Origin of the sequence: Psychrobacter sp. NPDC078631, from assembly GCF_050268165.1 — a bacterium.
Taxonomy (GTDB): domain Bacteria; phylum Pseudomonadota; class Gammaproteobacteria; order Pseudomonadales; family Moraxellaceae; genus Psychrobacter.
Genome location: NZ_JBNNGG010000001.1, coordinates 1,089,806 through 1,103,759, shown reverse-complemented (window position 1 = coordinate 1,103,759; position 13,954 = coordinate 1,089,806). Strand labels below are relative to the sequence as shown.

The window sequence follows — 13,954 nt, the reverse complement described above, 5'->3', positions numbered from 1 at the left end:
CGCAAAAAAGATAAGGATATCTTATGCACCACGTTCAACAGCTCATTAATGGTCAGTTCGTACAATCTAACACCGACGAATGGATTGATATCACTGATCCAGCGACGCAAGAAGTCATCGCCAAAGTTCCGCAAACCACCAATGATGAGATTAACCAAGCTGTCGCCGCTGCACAGACAGCGTTTGAGACATGGCGCAAAACGCCAATCACTACGCGTGCGCGTATCTTTTTAAAGTATCAGTCTCTGATTCGTGATCATATGGATGAGTTAGCAGAAATCTTGACCGCAGAGCAAGGCAAGACGATTGCTGATGCGCGTGGCGATGTGTTCCGTGGTCTAGAAGTGGTAGAGCATGCCGCTGGTATTGCTAATTTGCAAATTGGCGACTTTGTAGAAAATGTTGCGTCAGGGGTCGATACTTATAGTATTTGGCAGCCACTTGGCGTTTGCGCTGGTATCACACCATTTAACTTCCCAGCGATGATTCCACTATGGATGTTCCCAATGGCGATTGCTACGGGTAATACATTTATCCTAAAACCGTCTGAACAAGATCCGATGGTGACTATGCGTTTGGTTGAGCTAGCGATTGAAGCGGGCGTACCAGAAGGCGTTCTAAACGTGGTACATGGAGGCAAAGCAACCGTCGATGCTATCTGCGACCATCCAGATATCAAAGCCGTTTCTTTTGTAGGCTCTACTCATGTAGGCAAACACGTCTATGAGCGTGCCAGTCAATCAGGTAAGCGTGCCCAGTGCATGATGGGTGCCAAAAACCATGGCGTTATCCTGCCAGATGCCAATAAAGAGCAAACGCTCAATCAGTTAGCAGGCGCAGCATTTGGTGCAGCTGGTCAACGCTGTATGGCGCTATCGGTCGTCGTCTTAGTAGGCGCTGCTGGTGAGTGGATTGATGAGATTAAAGCCAAAGCAGAAAGCTTGGTCGTCTCAGCTGGCAAAAATGACAAGGATTTGGGCCCACTGATTTCTCCTGCGGCAAAAGCCCGTGTCGAGCATTTGATTGGGACTGGGGTAGAAGAGGGCGCGAGCTTGATACTAGATGGTCGCGGCATTACCGTTGAAGGGTTCGAAAAAGGTAACTTTGTCGGCCCGACTATCTTTGATAATGTCACAAGCGATATGCAAATTTATCAACAAGAAATCTTTGGCCCAGTACTGTGTATCATGCGTGCTGCGAGCTTAGATGAAGCGATTGCACTATTGAATGCCAATCCACATGGCAATGGTACGGCGATATTTACTCAGTCAGGGGCAGCTGCACATAAATTCCAGCAAGACATTCAAGTTGGTCAAATCGGTATTAACTTGCCAATCCCTGTGCCACTACCTATGTTCTCGTTCTCAGGTTCACGTGGCAGCAAGCTTGGTGACTTAGGTCCTTATGGTAAGCAAGCCGTACAGTTCTATACTCAGACAAAGACAGTGACTGCACGTTGGTTTGATGATGAAGCGAGCCGCGGTGTCAATACAACGATTTCAATGTAATCGTCAGCTCATTGTTTTATCAGTATGACATTTTGTGTTTTAGGTATGACGATAATGCGACTTGCGGTAATATTGAACGCAATTTTATTATCGTTATACCGCTATCATGTCGCGCTAATGTCTTATAAAATCTCTGACCAACCTTTTTATTAGCGCTTTTATCAACGTTTATCCGAGATTTAAGCCCTATATTTGATCTATAAGAACAAGGATGACCCTATGGATTTTTCATTGACCGATGACCAAGTCGCCTTTCGCCAAACCGCCCGTCAGTTTGCGCAAAAAGAGCTAAAGCCAAATGCTGCCGAATGGGATCGCAACTCGCACTTCCCAATAGATGTTATTAAAAAATCTGGTGAGCTTGGCTTTTTGGGACTGTATACCAATCCAGAATATGACGGATTAGGCTTGCCAAGACTGGACTCAGCGATGGTATTCGAAGAGCTTGCATGGGGCGATACGGCTGTGGCAGCGTATATGAGTATTCATAACATGGCTGCATGGATGATTGGTGAATATGGTAGCGATACGCTATGCAAAAAATATCTACCCAATATGGTCAGCGGTGAGTGGCTTGGCAGCTACTGCTTAACAGAACCAAATGCAGGGTCTGATGCAGCCTCCTTACGTACCAAAGCGGATAAGCAAGGCGATCATTACGTACTAAACGGTGAAAAAACCTTTATTTCTGGCGCAGGCTCAACCGATGTATTGGTAGTAATGGCACGTACTGGTGGCGCTGGGCCCAAAGGCGTGTCAGCGTTCGTTGTAGACGCCAATAGTGCTGGTATCGAATATGGCAAAAACGAGCACAAAATGGGCTGGAAAGCACAGCCAACACGCACGATTAGCTTTAAAGATGTAAAAGTGCCAGTAGAGAACCTGATAGGTGAAGAAGGTCAGGGCTTTCGTATCGCGATGAAAGGACTAGATGGTGGTCGTATTAATATCGGTATTTGTGCGGTAGGTACGGCACAAGCTGCGTTAGAAACCGCAACCAGTTACGTACAAGAGCGTAGCCAGTTTGGTAGTCCGATTGCTAGCTTACAATCGGTACAGTTTAAACTTGCTGATATGTTGACTCAGACCATTGCCGCACGCCAAATGCTGTATCTAGCAGCTGATAAAGTTGACAATAAAGATGGACAAGCGTCTACCTACTGCGCAATGGCAAAACGTCTGTCTACAGATCTTTGTTTCGATGTTGCCAATGAAGCCCTACAGTTGCACGGCGGCTATGGTTATCTAAATGAGTATCCACTTGAGCGCCATGTACGAGACTTGCGTGTACATCAAATCTTAGAAGGCACCAATGAGATCATGCGCGTGATTATTTCACGTCAAGTCTTGCAAGATGAAGGGTTAAGTCAGCTCCGCTAATTTATCTTGATTTACTGAAACAAGGATGTTTTATGACAGATTATACCAATATAAAGCTATCAATTGATGGTCATACCGCAACATTGACGTTGAACAACCCACCTGCGCATACGTGGACGATGGACAGTTTGCATGCGCTTAGGCAGCTCATCACCGACCTCAATGCCAACGACGATGTCTACGCATTAATCGTGCATGGAGATGGCGAAAAGTTTTTCTCAGCTGGTGCAGATTTAAACAATTTTTCAGACGGCGATAAAGGCCGCGCCATCAGCATGGCGATTGCATTTGGTGAAGCATTTGAAGCGCTATCTGCCTATCGCGGTGTCAGCATAGCTGTCATCAATGGCTATGCGATGGGCGGCGGATTAGAGTGTGCGCTCGCATGTGATATTCGTATTGCAGAAGCGCACGCCCAGATGGCACTGCCAGAGACAGGCGTAGGATTATTGCCATGTGCTGGCGGCACGCAAAACCTACCTATGTTAGTAGGGGAAGGGTGGGCAAAGCGTATGATACTGTGCGGTGAGCGTGTTGATGCAGATACGGCATTGTGTATCGGCCTAGTTGAAGAAGTCGCTGCAAAAGGTGAGGGGTTGCAAGTAGCTCAGGCCTTGGTAAAAAAAGTCGCAAAGCAATCACCCGTCGCTGTCAGTTATTCTAAAAAGCTTATTCAAGCGGCTAGAGATATGCCGCCTGCGCAAAATCTTATCCATGAGCGTGAAGCGTTCGTGAAGTTGTTTGATACCAAAGATCAGCGCGAAGGGGTACAGGCCTTTTTAGAAAAGCGTCAACCCAATTGGCAAAACAAATAAACAGCAGTCAAAACACTTAAGCCATTTTTATTATTTAATTTTGTAGGTCACTTTTATGACAGCAGCGACGAAGGATATTAACTCCCAAAATTCAGTAAATAATGCAGCACAAGAAGCGCCTGTATTGTTCAATACTGAACCGACAGATTGCGGGCACTTGATTGGGGTCATGACACTCAACACACCCAAATCGCTTAATGCACTTAGCGTTGATATGTGTCAATTATTGTCAGCACAGCTAGAGCAGTGGCAAGCGGACGAGCAAGTGGTAGCGATTGTATTAAAAGGTGCGGGCGATAAAGCGTTCTGTGCGGGCGGCGATATTCGTAAGCTCTATGACAGCATGTCTACCAGTGCACCAATGCCAAACCCGTATGCCACTGAGTTTTTTAGTCACGAGTACCGTCTCTATCGTCAAATGCACTTTTATCCAAAGCCACTAATACTTTGGGGTGACGGTATTATCATGGGTGGCGGCATGGGGCTGATGGCAGGATGTAGTCATCGTCTGGTCACTGAGCGCACACGTTTTGCCATGCCTGAAGTCACAATTGGACTGTTCCCTGATGCTTCTGGCAGTTGGTTTTTGCAGCGCATGCCTGCCAAAACAGGACTGTTCTTGGGTTTAACTGGCGCGATGTGTAATGGCAGTGACGCGCTATTGGCCAATCTCGCAGAGTACGCTGTTGCCAGCCATGACTATGATGCCGTTATCCAATGCCTCAAACAGAGCAACTGGCAGGTAGTTGATAACGCAAGCAGTTCGAATAAGTGTCATGACAATAGCGCACATAGTATTGTCAGTCGTGCACTTGCTGAACTGCCCGTAGCCGAACTGCCTGATAGTAAGCTTGCAACTTACTGGCAGCCTATTCAGCAACTGATGAATAGTGGCGGTCTGGTCGATATCGATGCGTTGCTACAAAGCGATACTGCGCTCGCACAGCTAAACCAAGACTTTGCAGCAGACAGCTGGGCACAGCGAGCAGTCGCCACTTATCGTCATGGTTGCCCAGTGACGGCAGCATTGACCTATGCGCTGTATCACAAAGTCGCTGACCTATCGATCGAACAAGTACTGTATTTAGAAACCAACGTCGCAGTACATTGCGCGGCCAATCCTGATTTCAAAGAAGGCGTGCGGGCATTATTGATTGATAAAGATAGAAGTCCTAAATGGTCGCGACCATTAGCAGACTGTCTCAGTATAGAAGGGCAAGCGTATATCGATCAGCATTTTGTCAATCCTTATCCAAAAGGTGAGCATCCTTTGAGCGATTGGCTGGGTAACGATGCCTTGGGTAGTCGGTACGTCGGCTGACTGCCTAAAAGAAATTTATAACGTAAGACTGTCAGCGATTTCATAAAGTTTTAAATAATGATGCTAAGACATAAGATAGCAGCATTCATTAATAATCAATATTCACTGATAAACACTGTTAAATAGTATGTAGCAATAGTTACATCATAAATCATCAAGGAGTGATGAGATGGGTACAAAGGATATAAGTACGATGGATAATAATAACTCTAAACCGAATATCGCCTTTATTGGGCTTGGTAATATGGGTGCACCAATGGCAGAGAACTTATTAAAGGCAGGTTACGCGCTATCTGTCTTTGATTTGTCTGAGACAGCTACTAAGCGCTTGCAACAAGCAGGGGCTAGTGTCGCAAAAAGTCCTAAAGATGCTGCAAGTAATGCTCAAGTTGTGATTAGTATGTTACCTGCAGGCCAGCATGTACATTCTGTATATTTAGGCGATAGCGGATCTAATGGGTTACTTGCAGAACTGCCAAAAGGTACGCTTGTAATTGACAGTAGTACCATTGCGGCAGCTGATGCAAGGAAAGTAGCAGAGGCGGCAAGTAAGCTTGGCATCGACTTTTTGGATGCGCCAGTCTCTGGTGGCACAGGCGGGGCAGTTGCTGGTAGTTTGACCTTTATCGTTGGTGGCGATGATGCTGCTTTTGCTAAGGCTGAGCCAATACTTGCCGTGATGGGAAAAAATATCTTTCATGCAGGCGAGCACGGCGCAGGACAAGTCGCAAAAATTTGCAACAATATGCTACTAGGAATTCTAATGGCAGGAACGGCAGAGGCAATTAATTTAGGCGTCAAGAACGGCTTAGACCCCAAAGTGCTATCAGACATCATGTTACAGAGCTCAGGGCGTAATTGGACACTAGAAGTTTATAATCCTTATCCAAAAGTCATGGAAAATGTGCCCTCTAGCAATGGCTATCAAGGCGGCTTTATGAGCAAATTGATGCAAAAAGATCTAAACCTTGCGATGCAAACTGCTCAAGACACTGAAGTAGAAACGCCAATGGGTGCTAAAGCAACAGAGTTGTATGCCTCACATACTGTAGAGAATGGTGATAAAGACTTTTCTAGTATTATCGGACGTCATGATGTCTCATTATTGTCTTAAACATGACTACCTTGACTATGCCTCTTTTGAATATAACCTTCTTAGACATACTAGTATTACGAATTTTTAGTATCACTAGTAGGTGGCATTAATTAAGAGAATGTATTTGCTGAAAAGAAAAAGGTCTACGCTAAAATCATAGCGTAGACCTTTTTTATGGCTAATAGATAGTATTAGCTTTGCAGATCATATACGAGACTCTGAACGTCTTGTGCTGCTTCTTGCAGTCTTGGTACGTGCGTCAGCAAATCATCTAATGAGACGCGTATGGTGGGCGCATGTAAGTAGAGTGAGGCCAGATAGCGTTGCTTTTTATCCAAGATAGGTACAGCCACTGCGACCATCTCAGAGATAAACTCCTCATTATCGATGCCGATACCAGTATCAGCAATGCGATCAAGCTCGGCATTTAATGCATCGATATCAGTAATCGTATTCTTAGTGAACTTATCTAATGGCAACCCTTGTAGGATTTTCATACGGCTAGTCGTAGATAATTGGCTTAAATAGAGCTTGCCAGTCGCGGTACACCACATAGGTGACTTTGCCCCGACAGGAAGATAAATCTGTAGTGGCAAGGTTGTCTGAGCTCGGTTGGTATAGATCATATCCATATGATAGGGAATGCCAATACCGCAGGTTTCTTTTAGCTCATCAACCAATTTTTGCAAAATCATCTGACGTTCATTAAAGAACAGTCGTTGCTGCCATAACTCAACGCTCAAATTGCGTACGCGCTTACCAGGGATAATACCGCCACCAATATCAACAGTCAAAAAACCATCATCGACCAAATTTTGAATCAATCTATGAATGGTCGGTTTAGGTATATCTAGCTCTTGTGAAAGCTCGAGTGGAGAAAGCGGTTTTGAAGCATAGGACACTGCTTCGATGATTTCTAGGACACGGGTAATCGAAGATACTTTAGGCATATATATGACTCAGTAGGAGTAAAGAAATAGAGCAGACAACATCACAAGATTTTCATAAATAAGACAAATGGTGACATTAATGACGTTCTATAACAAATCTATTATAACAACTAATTTAGCATAATATTCGCTTGAGGCAAGCGTTAGTCACGTTATATGAGATCATTTATATCGTTTTATTTGTTGTCGTAAATTTTCTTATACAAGTAACAATAGATACGTCAACTAACAAAGCACACTATTCTGTAAGGTTAAGCCATATAACTGTCATTGAGTCAAAAGGCGTTGTAGATAATTATGTGGACATATTTTGCAATACCCTCACATAAACATTAAGCGAACAAAGTCTCATGTTTACGCTGTTTGGTTACTTTAAGGACGTTATGTAACATAAAGGCAAATTTTTGCAGATTGGTGTAGTAATTATTACAGTACCTATGCAATCTTTACATAATGGCAAATAAAAACAGCATCAGTAGGGGTGACTTTTTAAGTCAGAATTGTTTTAATCACCTCAACAAAATGATGGTTTAAAAAAAGCATAATCATCGTTTTTTATGGGCGGATTTATTTCACACTTTAGGAGAATAATTATGAAATTGATTAAATTGACGGCAATCTCTGCTGCTGTTCTAGCATCAACTGCTGCATTAGCTGCTGATCCAGTTATCGTTGTTGATGACAACGCTGCAGTTGCATATGAAGCTGAGCCAGTTGCTGTAGCCTATGAAGCAGAACCTGCTGCTTATGCATACAATGCTGACGCTGGTGTAGTACGCAACACTACTGGTGCGGTACTTGGTGGCACTAAAACTTTGTTCCAAACAGCTATTAACCCAGCATCTGTTAGCGCTGAAGTTGGTACTCTAGGTTACGGTGCTAACATCGGTTGGTCAGTGAATGAGAAAACTGAACTGCAAGCTGGTTGGGCAGGTGGCGATGCTGCTGACCTTTTCGGCGGTGACTTTGATGCAGACGACGTAAACTATGATGTTGATACTGATTTTAGCAACCCATACCTAGGCGTACAATTACGTCCTACTGGTAACTGGTTCACAATGGGTGCTGGTATCATCGTTCCTGATAACGATATTGATGTACGTGCGAACTCTGAAGATAATAACTACAGAATTAATGACGTTGATTATAGTGCAGACGATGTAGGTACTCTACAAGGTACTATTGAGCATCGTAACAAGCTAGCTCCTTATGCTACTGTTGGCTTCCGTCCAAACATCACAAATAACTTCGGTGTATTTGGTGAAGTTGGTGCAGCTTATATGGGCAAAACAGATGCTAACGTAACTGCTACAGGTAATACTCCTGAAGCAACTGCTGCTGCACAAGCTGCTGAGCAAGAGCTAGAAGATAAAGATTGGTTAGAGTGGTTCCCAATTGTTAAAGTTGGTGCAACTTACCGTTTCTAATCTAATCACAGTTTAAAGACTGTCATTAGTAGAAAACAAAAAAACGATCCTTTTTAGGGTCGTTTTTTTTATGCTTAAAATAAAGTGTTAAAAGATATGCTAAAAATTAGGTTTAAACTTTGCTCGGAAAACCTTGCTCAGAAAACGATGACAGTCTGCTGAGATTGTAACGTGGTAATACGATAAACAGATTGATGCTTCATATTTTCAATATCACTGAGTATAGAAGGAGAGTTAATCTCTTTGTTATTTTCAGTCAAGCTAGGAATAAGGTGAGAGTAATCCATACCCAAGCCTTGAGCTAATGTATATTGGTTGACTTTGATAAAGCTTTCCTTTATTTGCCATAACAGTTTGGCAGTGCGTTCTCGCTGATCTGTAGATAGCTCCTGTAAAATAGCTAGCTCGCTTTCTGAATAGAAACGCTTGACTACATGCCATGCAATATTATTGGTCTCTATATCGATACCAGCAGGACGCTGACGACTGATCACGACAGCTATTTTACTCCGTAAACGCGTCAAATTTGTTTGATTCGATTTTGTAGTTTGCTTTGTACTACTATCGTCTGTATGGCTAAAGCATACATAATACTGACTGTTGACGAGCCGATAGGGAAAGCTTGACTCATCTAGGATGTCATCTATTTCTAGTTTTTTAAGCAGCTCTTGCAATAGTTGCCTGACACCTTGTCGCTGCTGCTGACGTTGTTTACGCGCTAGAGTAGGTACTGAGTGTCTAGGCACTGCTGTCGCTATCTGATAGTGCCATTTTAAGCTACTGAACTTGATGATATCTTTATACGACGTATTACATGATGACAACCATGAGGATGTATTGCACAAGTTTCCAGTGACTAAATGACTGATTGACTCGCTCACTTGAGCCGTCACACACCATGTCATGGTGTCGAGCTGAGTGTACTGTATCTGGGTAAGGTTGGAAGTCGGCATATAGTACTAGTCGTCAAAAACGATTATTATAGAATCGAGTATATAAAATTGCGTAAGTCTGAACGCTATGTATTTGATACGTAGATAGTCAGATCTCAATAACTACGTCTAAATAATCTATATTTAATTATCTGGTCAAAAATATCAAAAGCCCAACAATATACTATTGCTGGGCTTTTATTAAACTATTGAACGCTATAAATAACGTTTAGTAAGACAGCTCAGCACGACGGTTTTGTGCATACGCGTCTTCTGTATTACCAGCTGCTGCAGGGCGCTCTTCGCCATAGCTAATCACACGGATGTTGTTTGCAGTGACACCTTGAGCAGCAAGGTAGTTACGTGCAGCTTGTGCGCGTCGCTCACCTAGTGCCATGTTGTATTCACGGCTACCGCGCTCATCAGTGTGACCTGCGATAACGACAGTTGCTGCTGGGTTTGAATTTAGCAGGCTTACGTGTTGGTTAAGGACACTCGCTGATTGAGCAGTAATTTCGCTGCTATCAAAGGCAAAGTAGACCACTGCTTGAATATTCTCAGCGCCAGTGATGACAGCGTTTGAATTATCAACGATAACCGCACCATTATAGCCAACTTGTCCACCTGGAATACCTAGCGGGGCAACGACAACTTCTGAGGTAGAACGCTTGGTAGCACAACCAGTGGTCAGTGCAACGGCGCTTGATAGTACAGCAAGAACAGCGATCTTAGAAAAACTGATTGACATGACGAGCTCCTAAAATTTTAATTAAATTTGTTTTTTTAAACTGCTTCCGATAAAACTTAGGCAATCTCTATCTATAATATACTAAATGTTAATTTATGTAAGTATTTTTACTGTAAATTACGATAGATAAAATTAAGCGTATTACCAGCGGTGCTTGCCCCAGTTTTCAGGGTTAGCCCAGTAATCAGCATTGAGCCAATTTGGCAGTTTTTTGTAGTCATATAGATTAAATTGCCAAAGCGTCGCAGTAACGGTTGATGAGGTAATAGATTGAATGTCATCAATATTTAGAGATGGCTCATTCAATATATCAAATGGCGTAAAGCCATAAGGTTTTAGGTCTATCGAGCTATCTAATGCAATAAGTAAATGCGCGGCATACAGGTCACGGTAACGCATCAGTAGCGGTACATAGTGTTGAGTCAACTCTTCTGACAAGGTGGGAATCCAAAAGCAAGCAAGCTCATAACGATCAGGTACATGCTGTTTAGCAAGATCTGATAACGTTGATAAGTGTACTGCGTTCAGCCTTGATTCGGTGTTCTCATTAGTAGATGTAGTATCGTCAAGTTGTGCTTGTAGTGCCAATAAATCCGCATTGTTATGTGTTACCCATAATGCTTCACTATTATCTTTGTTATGCTCAGGTGACAGTTCTGTCTGAGTCGTCAATGAGGGTAGTAGCGCGTCAACATACTCTATAAGCAAAGGTAGGGTTATATCTGCGCGTTTCACCGTATTTTTTGTCATATAATAGGCCGTTAGTTAAATGGTTGGTCATCAGTACGACTATTAAATCATTTTCAACGACATTATCCAATTGATAACGTATGTTTCATATTTAAATTATCTTGAACCGACGATATCTTATTCTACATACTTGAAATTTGGCGATTCAGGTCAATCTAGCTATAAGCTTAAAGAGAAAGTAAAATTAGCTTAATCATTGCAAAGTTTTGTGTATATGCTTAGTTTATTAAGCGCTTAGCTGATTAGTTAGCCTAGAGATAAAGTCTTTATTTACACTATTGCCTTTTGCAAATAGCGAAATGATACTACTCATTATTATATTATTCACCCCTAGTAAAAATAACTTATAACCAAATCAACGATAATAATAGGACACCATATGTCTACTGCTGAAACTGATGCACAAATCATCAATCCTGAAATGCCAGATGTACCGCCCCATGCGCCAAGCAAGATTAATCTAAAAGACTATACCAAACCAAGTTTTGATGTCGATACGGTACATTTAGATATTAAGCTGTTTGAAGACTACGCGCAGGTAGACAGTAAGCTTGAGATGGTACGCCAAACGGCAGGGGATATTGTCTTATTTGGCGAGTCATTAGAGCTGTTAACGATTACGATGAATGGTAAGGCACTGAGCACTGAGGATTATCAGCAGGAAGCGGGTAAGCTGACGATTTATAATGCTCCTGAGCGAGCTACTTTAGATATTCAAGTGCGTATCTGCCCACAGACCAATACGGCGCTTGAAGGCTTATATATGGCCGGTAGCGGTGACGACACGATGTTTGTGACTCAGTGCGAGCCAGAAGGTTTCCGTAAGATTACTTTTTATCCTGATCGCCCTGATGTGCTAGCGATATTTACCACGCGACTTGAAGCAGATAAGCGCTATCCGACGTTATTGGCCAATGGTAACTTAGTCGAAGCAGGTGAAGTAGCCGATGAGCCCGACCGTCATTACGCAATCTGGCATGATCCAACCAATAAGCCAAGCTATCTATTTGCCTGTGTGGTTGCCGATTTAGATGTATTGACAGATTCTTATACGACTAGCGAAGGTCGAGAAGTATTGCTTGAGTTGTATGCCAAGTCTGCTGATATTGATAAATGCGATGTTGGTATGCAAGCCTTAAAGGATGCCATGAAATGGGATGAGGTCAATTACGGGCGAGCCTACGATCTAGATCGCTACATGATTGTGGCGGTCAGCCAATTCAATATGGGTGCAATGGAAAATAAGGGTTTGAATATTTTTAACACTGCTTGCGTGTTATCTAGCCCTGAGACGACCACCGATGCACGTAGTTTCAGCGTAAAAGCCATTATTGCTCATGAGTACTTTCATAATTGGACTGGTAACCGAATTACCTGCCGTGATTGGTTTCAGCTTTGTTTGAAAGAAGGCTTTACCGTTTACCGTGATCAGTCATTCTCAGCAGATCAACAGTCAAGTGCAGTGCAGCGTATTGATGACGTAGCGACACTGCGAGCCCATCAATTTAGCGAAGATGCAGGCCCATTAGCACATCCAGTACGTCCAGAGAGCTTCGTTGAGATTAATAACTTTTATACGACGACTGTCTATGAGAAAGGCGCTGAAATTGTACGCATGATTGCCAATACGTTAGGGCCAGATGATTTCCGCAAAGGAACAGATGAGTATTTCCGTCGCTATGATGGACAAGCGGTAACGGTTGAGGACTTTTTATCAGCGCTGAGTATCACTGATGACAAAATCGAGAATTTCATTGATTGGTATCGTCAGCCAGGTACGCCAGTGGTATCAGGCTCTCAAACCTATGATAGCACTGCACAGACGCTGACCATTACTTTGAATCAGCAGACACGCCATGTCAAAGGCTTTGATGCACCAAAACCATTGCCGATACCTGTAGCAACAGCATTGTTTGATAAAGACTCAGGCGCTATCGTTGCTGAGCGTATGTTATTGCTTGACGAGGCGACGCAAACGTTTGTCTTTGAGAATGTCGCGAGCGAGCCTGTTGTGTCACTATTACGTGACTTTAGCGCGCCAGTACAGCTTAACTATGACTACCAAGATGCAGACTTAGCGTTTTTGCTCAAGCACGAAACCAATGGGTTTAACCGCTGGCAAGTTACTCAAATGCTGGTAAATCGTATTTTACTACAAGGACAAGGTACGAAGAGCAGCCCTGATGTATACCTAGAAGCATTGGCGCAGACGCTGCCTGTCTTAGCGACTGACGATGCGATGCTAGCCGCACGGTTGCTTGATATTCCATCAGCGCAAGAGTTGGCTTCTGCTATTTCTAAAGACTACGATCCAGTGCTGGTTAAAGAGCAGCGCGATGGGCTATACAAGCAAGTAGCTGATAAGTTAAAAGATCAATGGGCTGAGCTGTACAACAACTTGCCAATGCAGTCTTATGAAGACAGCGCTGAAGCACGAGGCATTCGTGCGTTGCGTAATGTCGTACTTGATATGGCATTGACGGCCAATGTAGATGCAGCAGCAGACTGGGCACAGCAGCAGTATGACAATGCGAGCTGTATGACTGAGTGCTTTGGTGCATTGAAGGCCATGGTCAATCATCAATTGGCAGGTGCAGATAAGTACTTAGCAGACTTCTATGATCGTTTCCAAGCAAACGATCTGGTTATCGATTTGTGGTTCAGTGTACAAGCTGCGGCTGACGATGTAACGCCTGATATGGTCAAGTCGCTACTGACGCACACGGAATTTGATTGGAATACGCCTAACCGTGTCCGTTCAGTTGTCAGCGCTTTTAGCTCGCAACCGACGGTACTCTGGACGGCAGAAGGTCTAGAGATGTATACAGGCGTGATTCAGAAATTAGATGATGCCAATCCTGTATTAGCCTCACGCTTACTGCAAGTACTGGCCCGCTGGAATACGTTGACTCAGCCGCGTCGTCAAATGGCGCATAAGCAACTAGTAAATTTACAAAAGAATGTCTCATCTAAGCATGTGCTCGAAAGCTTAGAGAGCGTGTTAGGTGCTGCAAATAGCTGACTGAT

General features: G+C 43.4%; 11 protein-coding genes. 7 read left to right on the top strand and 4 right to left on the bottom strand.

All coding sequences use genetic code 11. The annotated features are described in order from the left end of the window. Positions 1 to 23 precede the first annotated feature (23 nt). From ACQKCP_RS04385 to mmsB, 5 genes are all read left to right on the top strand, one after another. Positions 24 to 1,508, top strand: coding sequence for a CoA-acylating methylmalonate-semialdehyde dehydrogenase (locus tag ACQKCP_RS04385; RefSeq protein ID WP_427611424.1), 1,485 nt, complete (start codon positions 24 to 26; stop codon positions 1,506 to 1,508). Between the two features lie 219 nt (positions 1,509 to 1,727). Beyond that, entirely contained in the window at positions 1,728 to 2,888 is a 1,161-nt protein-coding gene (locus ACQKCP_RS04380) for an acyl-CoA dehydrogenase family protein (RefSeq protein ID WP_427611423.1), read from the top strand. 32 nt (positions 2,889 to 2,920) lie between these two features. Next, positions 2,921 to 3,703 carry an enoyl-CoA hydratase gene (locus tag ACQKCP_RS04375; protein ID WP_427611422.1) on the top strand — a complete coding sequence of 261 codons (783 nt, stop codon included), beginning with the start codon at positions 2,921 to 2,923 and terminating at the stop codon, positions 3,701 to 3,703. A gap of 55 nt (positions 3,704 to 3,758) precedes the next feature. Beyond that, the gene (locus ACQKCP_RS04370) at positions 3,759 to 5,024 is read left to right on the top strand and encodes an enoyl-CoA hydratase/isomerase family protein (RefSeq protein WP_427611421.1); all 1,266 of its coding nucleotides are present in this window, start codon (positions 3,759 to 3,761) and stop codon (positions 5,022 to 5,024) included. A 193-nt stretch (positions 5,025 to 5,217) separates the two neighbouring features. Continuing rightward, on the top strand, positions 5,218 to 6,138 hold the full coding sequence (gene mmsB / locus ACQKCP_RS04365) for a 3-hydroxyisobutyrate dehydrogenase (RefSeq protein ID WP_427611420.1): 921 nt from the start codon (positions 5,218 to 5,220) through the stop codon (positions 6,136 to 6,138). Between the two features lie 173 nt (positions 6,139 to 6,311). On the opposite strand, the gene ACQKCP_RS04360 is transcribed toward mmsB, so the two are convergent. Further along, a complete protein-coding gene (locus ACQKCP_RS04360) occupies positions 6,312 to 7,070 on the bottom strand; it encodes an IclR family transcriptional regulator (RefSeq protein ID WP_341609202.1) in 759 nt (252 codons plus the stop codon). A gap of 593 nt (positions 7,071 to 7,663) precedes the next feature. Here ACQKCP_RS04360 and ACQKCP_RS04355 point away from each other — a divergent pair. Beyond that, a complete protein-coding gene (locus ACQKCP_RS04355; RefSeq protein WP_427611419.1) occupies positions 7,664 to 8,497 on the top strand; it encodes a hypothetical protein in 834 nt (277 codons plus the stop codon). 137 nt (positions 8,498 to 8,634) lie between these two features. Here the strand turns inward: ACQKCP_RS04355 and ACQKCP_RS04350 are convergent, their stop codons facing one another. The 3 genes from ACQKCP_RS04350 to ACQKCP_RS04340 all read right to left on the bottom strand — a co-directional run bounded on the left by ACQKCP_RS04350 (position 8,635) and on the right by ACQKCP_RS04340 (position 10,927). After that, positions 8,635 to 9,450, bottom strand: coding sequence for a 4'-phosphopantetheinyl transferase family protein (locus ACQKCP_RS04350; protein WP_427611418.1), 816 nt, complete (start codon positions 9,448 to 9,450; stop codon positions 8,635 to 8,637). Positions 9,451 to 9,658: 208 nt separating this feature from the next. After that, the gene (gene pal, locus ACQKCP_RS04345) at positions 9,659 to 10,177 is read right to left on the bottom strand and encodes a peptidoglycan-associated lipoprotein Pal (RefSeq protein ID WP_057760480.1); all 519 of its coding nucleotides are present in this window, start codon (positions 10,175 to 10,177) and stop codon (positions 9,659 to 9,661) included. 141 nt (positions 10,178 to 10,318) lie between these two features. Then, positions 10,319 to 10,927 (bottom strand): DUF6231 family protein, encoded by a 609-nt coding sequence (locus tag ACQKCP_RS04340; protein ID WP_427611417.1) that lies wholly within the window; start codon positions 10,925 to 10,927, stop codon positions 10,319 to 10,321. 421 nt (positions 10,928 to 11,348) lie between these two features. On the opposite strand from ACQKCP_RS04340, the gene pepN reads away from it, so the two are divergent. Beyond that, positions 11,349 to 13,949: an aminopeptidase N gene (gene pepN, locus ACQKCP_RS04335; RefSeq protein WP_427611672.1), complete on the top strand. Its 2,601-nt coding sequence runs from the start codon at positions 11,349 to 11,351 to the stop codon at positions 13,947 to 13,949. Positions 13,950 to 13,954 lie beyond the last annotated feature (5 nt).

Bases quoted from the DNA above. Each gene is read 5' to 3' on its own strand.
- ACQKCP_RS04370 (WP_427611421.1), top strand. From the start codon at position 3,759: ATGACAGCAGCGACGAAGGATATTAACTCCCAAAATTCAGTAAATAAT.
- ACQKCP_RS04375 (WP_427611422.1), top strand. From the start codon at position 2,921: ATGACAGATTATACCAATATAAAGCTATCAATTGATGGTCATACCGCA.
- ACQKCP_RS04360 (WP_341609202.1), bottom strand. From the start codon at position 7,070: ATGCCTAAAGTATCTTCGATTACCCGTGTCCTAGAAATCATCGAAGCA.
- pal (WP_057760480.1), bottom strand. From the start codon at position 10,177: ATGTCAATCAGTTTTTCTAAGATCGCTGTTCTTGCTGTACTATCAAGC.
- ACQKCP_RS04355 (WP_427611419.1), top strand. From the start codon at position 7,664: ATGAAATTGATTAAATTGACGGCAATCTCTGCTGCTGTTCTAGCATCA.
- pepN (WP_427611672.1), top strand. From the start codon at position 11,349: ATGCCAGATGTACCGCCCCATGCGCCAAGCAAGATTAATCTAAAAGAC.
- ACQKCP_RS04340 (WP_427611417.1), bottom strand. From the start codon at position 10,927: ATGACAAAAAATACGGTGAAACGCGCAGATATAACCCTACCTTTGCTT.
- ACQKCP_RS04380 (WP_427611423.1), top strand. From the start codon at position 1,728: ATGGATTTTTCATTGACCGATGACCAAGTCGCCTTTCGCCAAACCGCC.
- ACQKCP_RS04385 (WP_427611424.1), top strand. From the start codon at position 24: ATGCACCACGTTCAACAGCTCATTAATGGTCAGTTCGTACAATCTAAC.
- ACQKCP_RS04350 (WP_427611418.1), bottom strand. From the start codon at position 9,450: ATGCCGACTTCCAACCTTACCCAGATACAGTACACTCAGCTCGACACC.
- mmsB (WP_427611420.1), top strand. From the start codon at position 5,218: ATGGATAATAATAACTCTAAACCGAATATCGCCTTTATTGGGCTTGGT.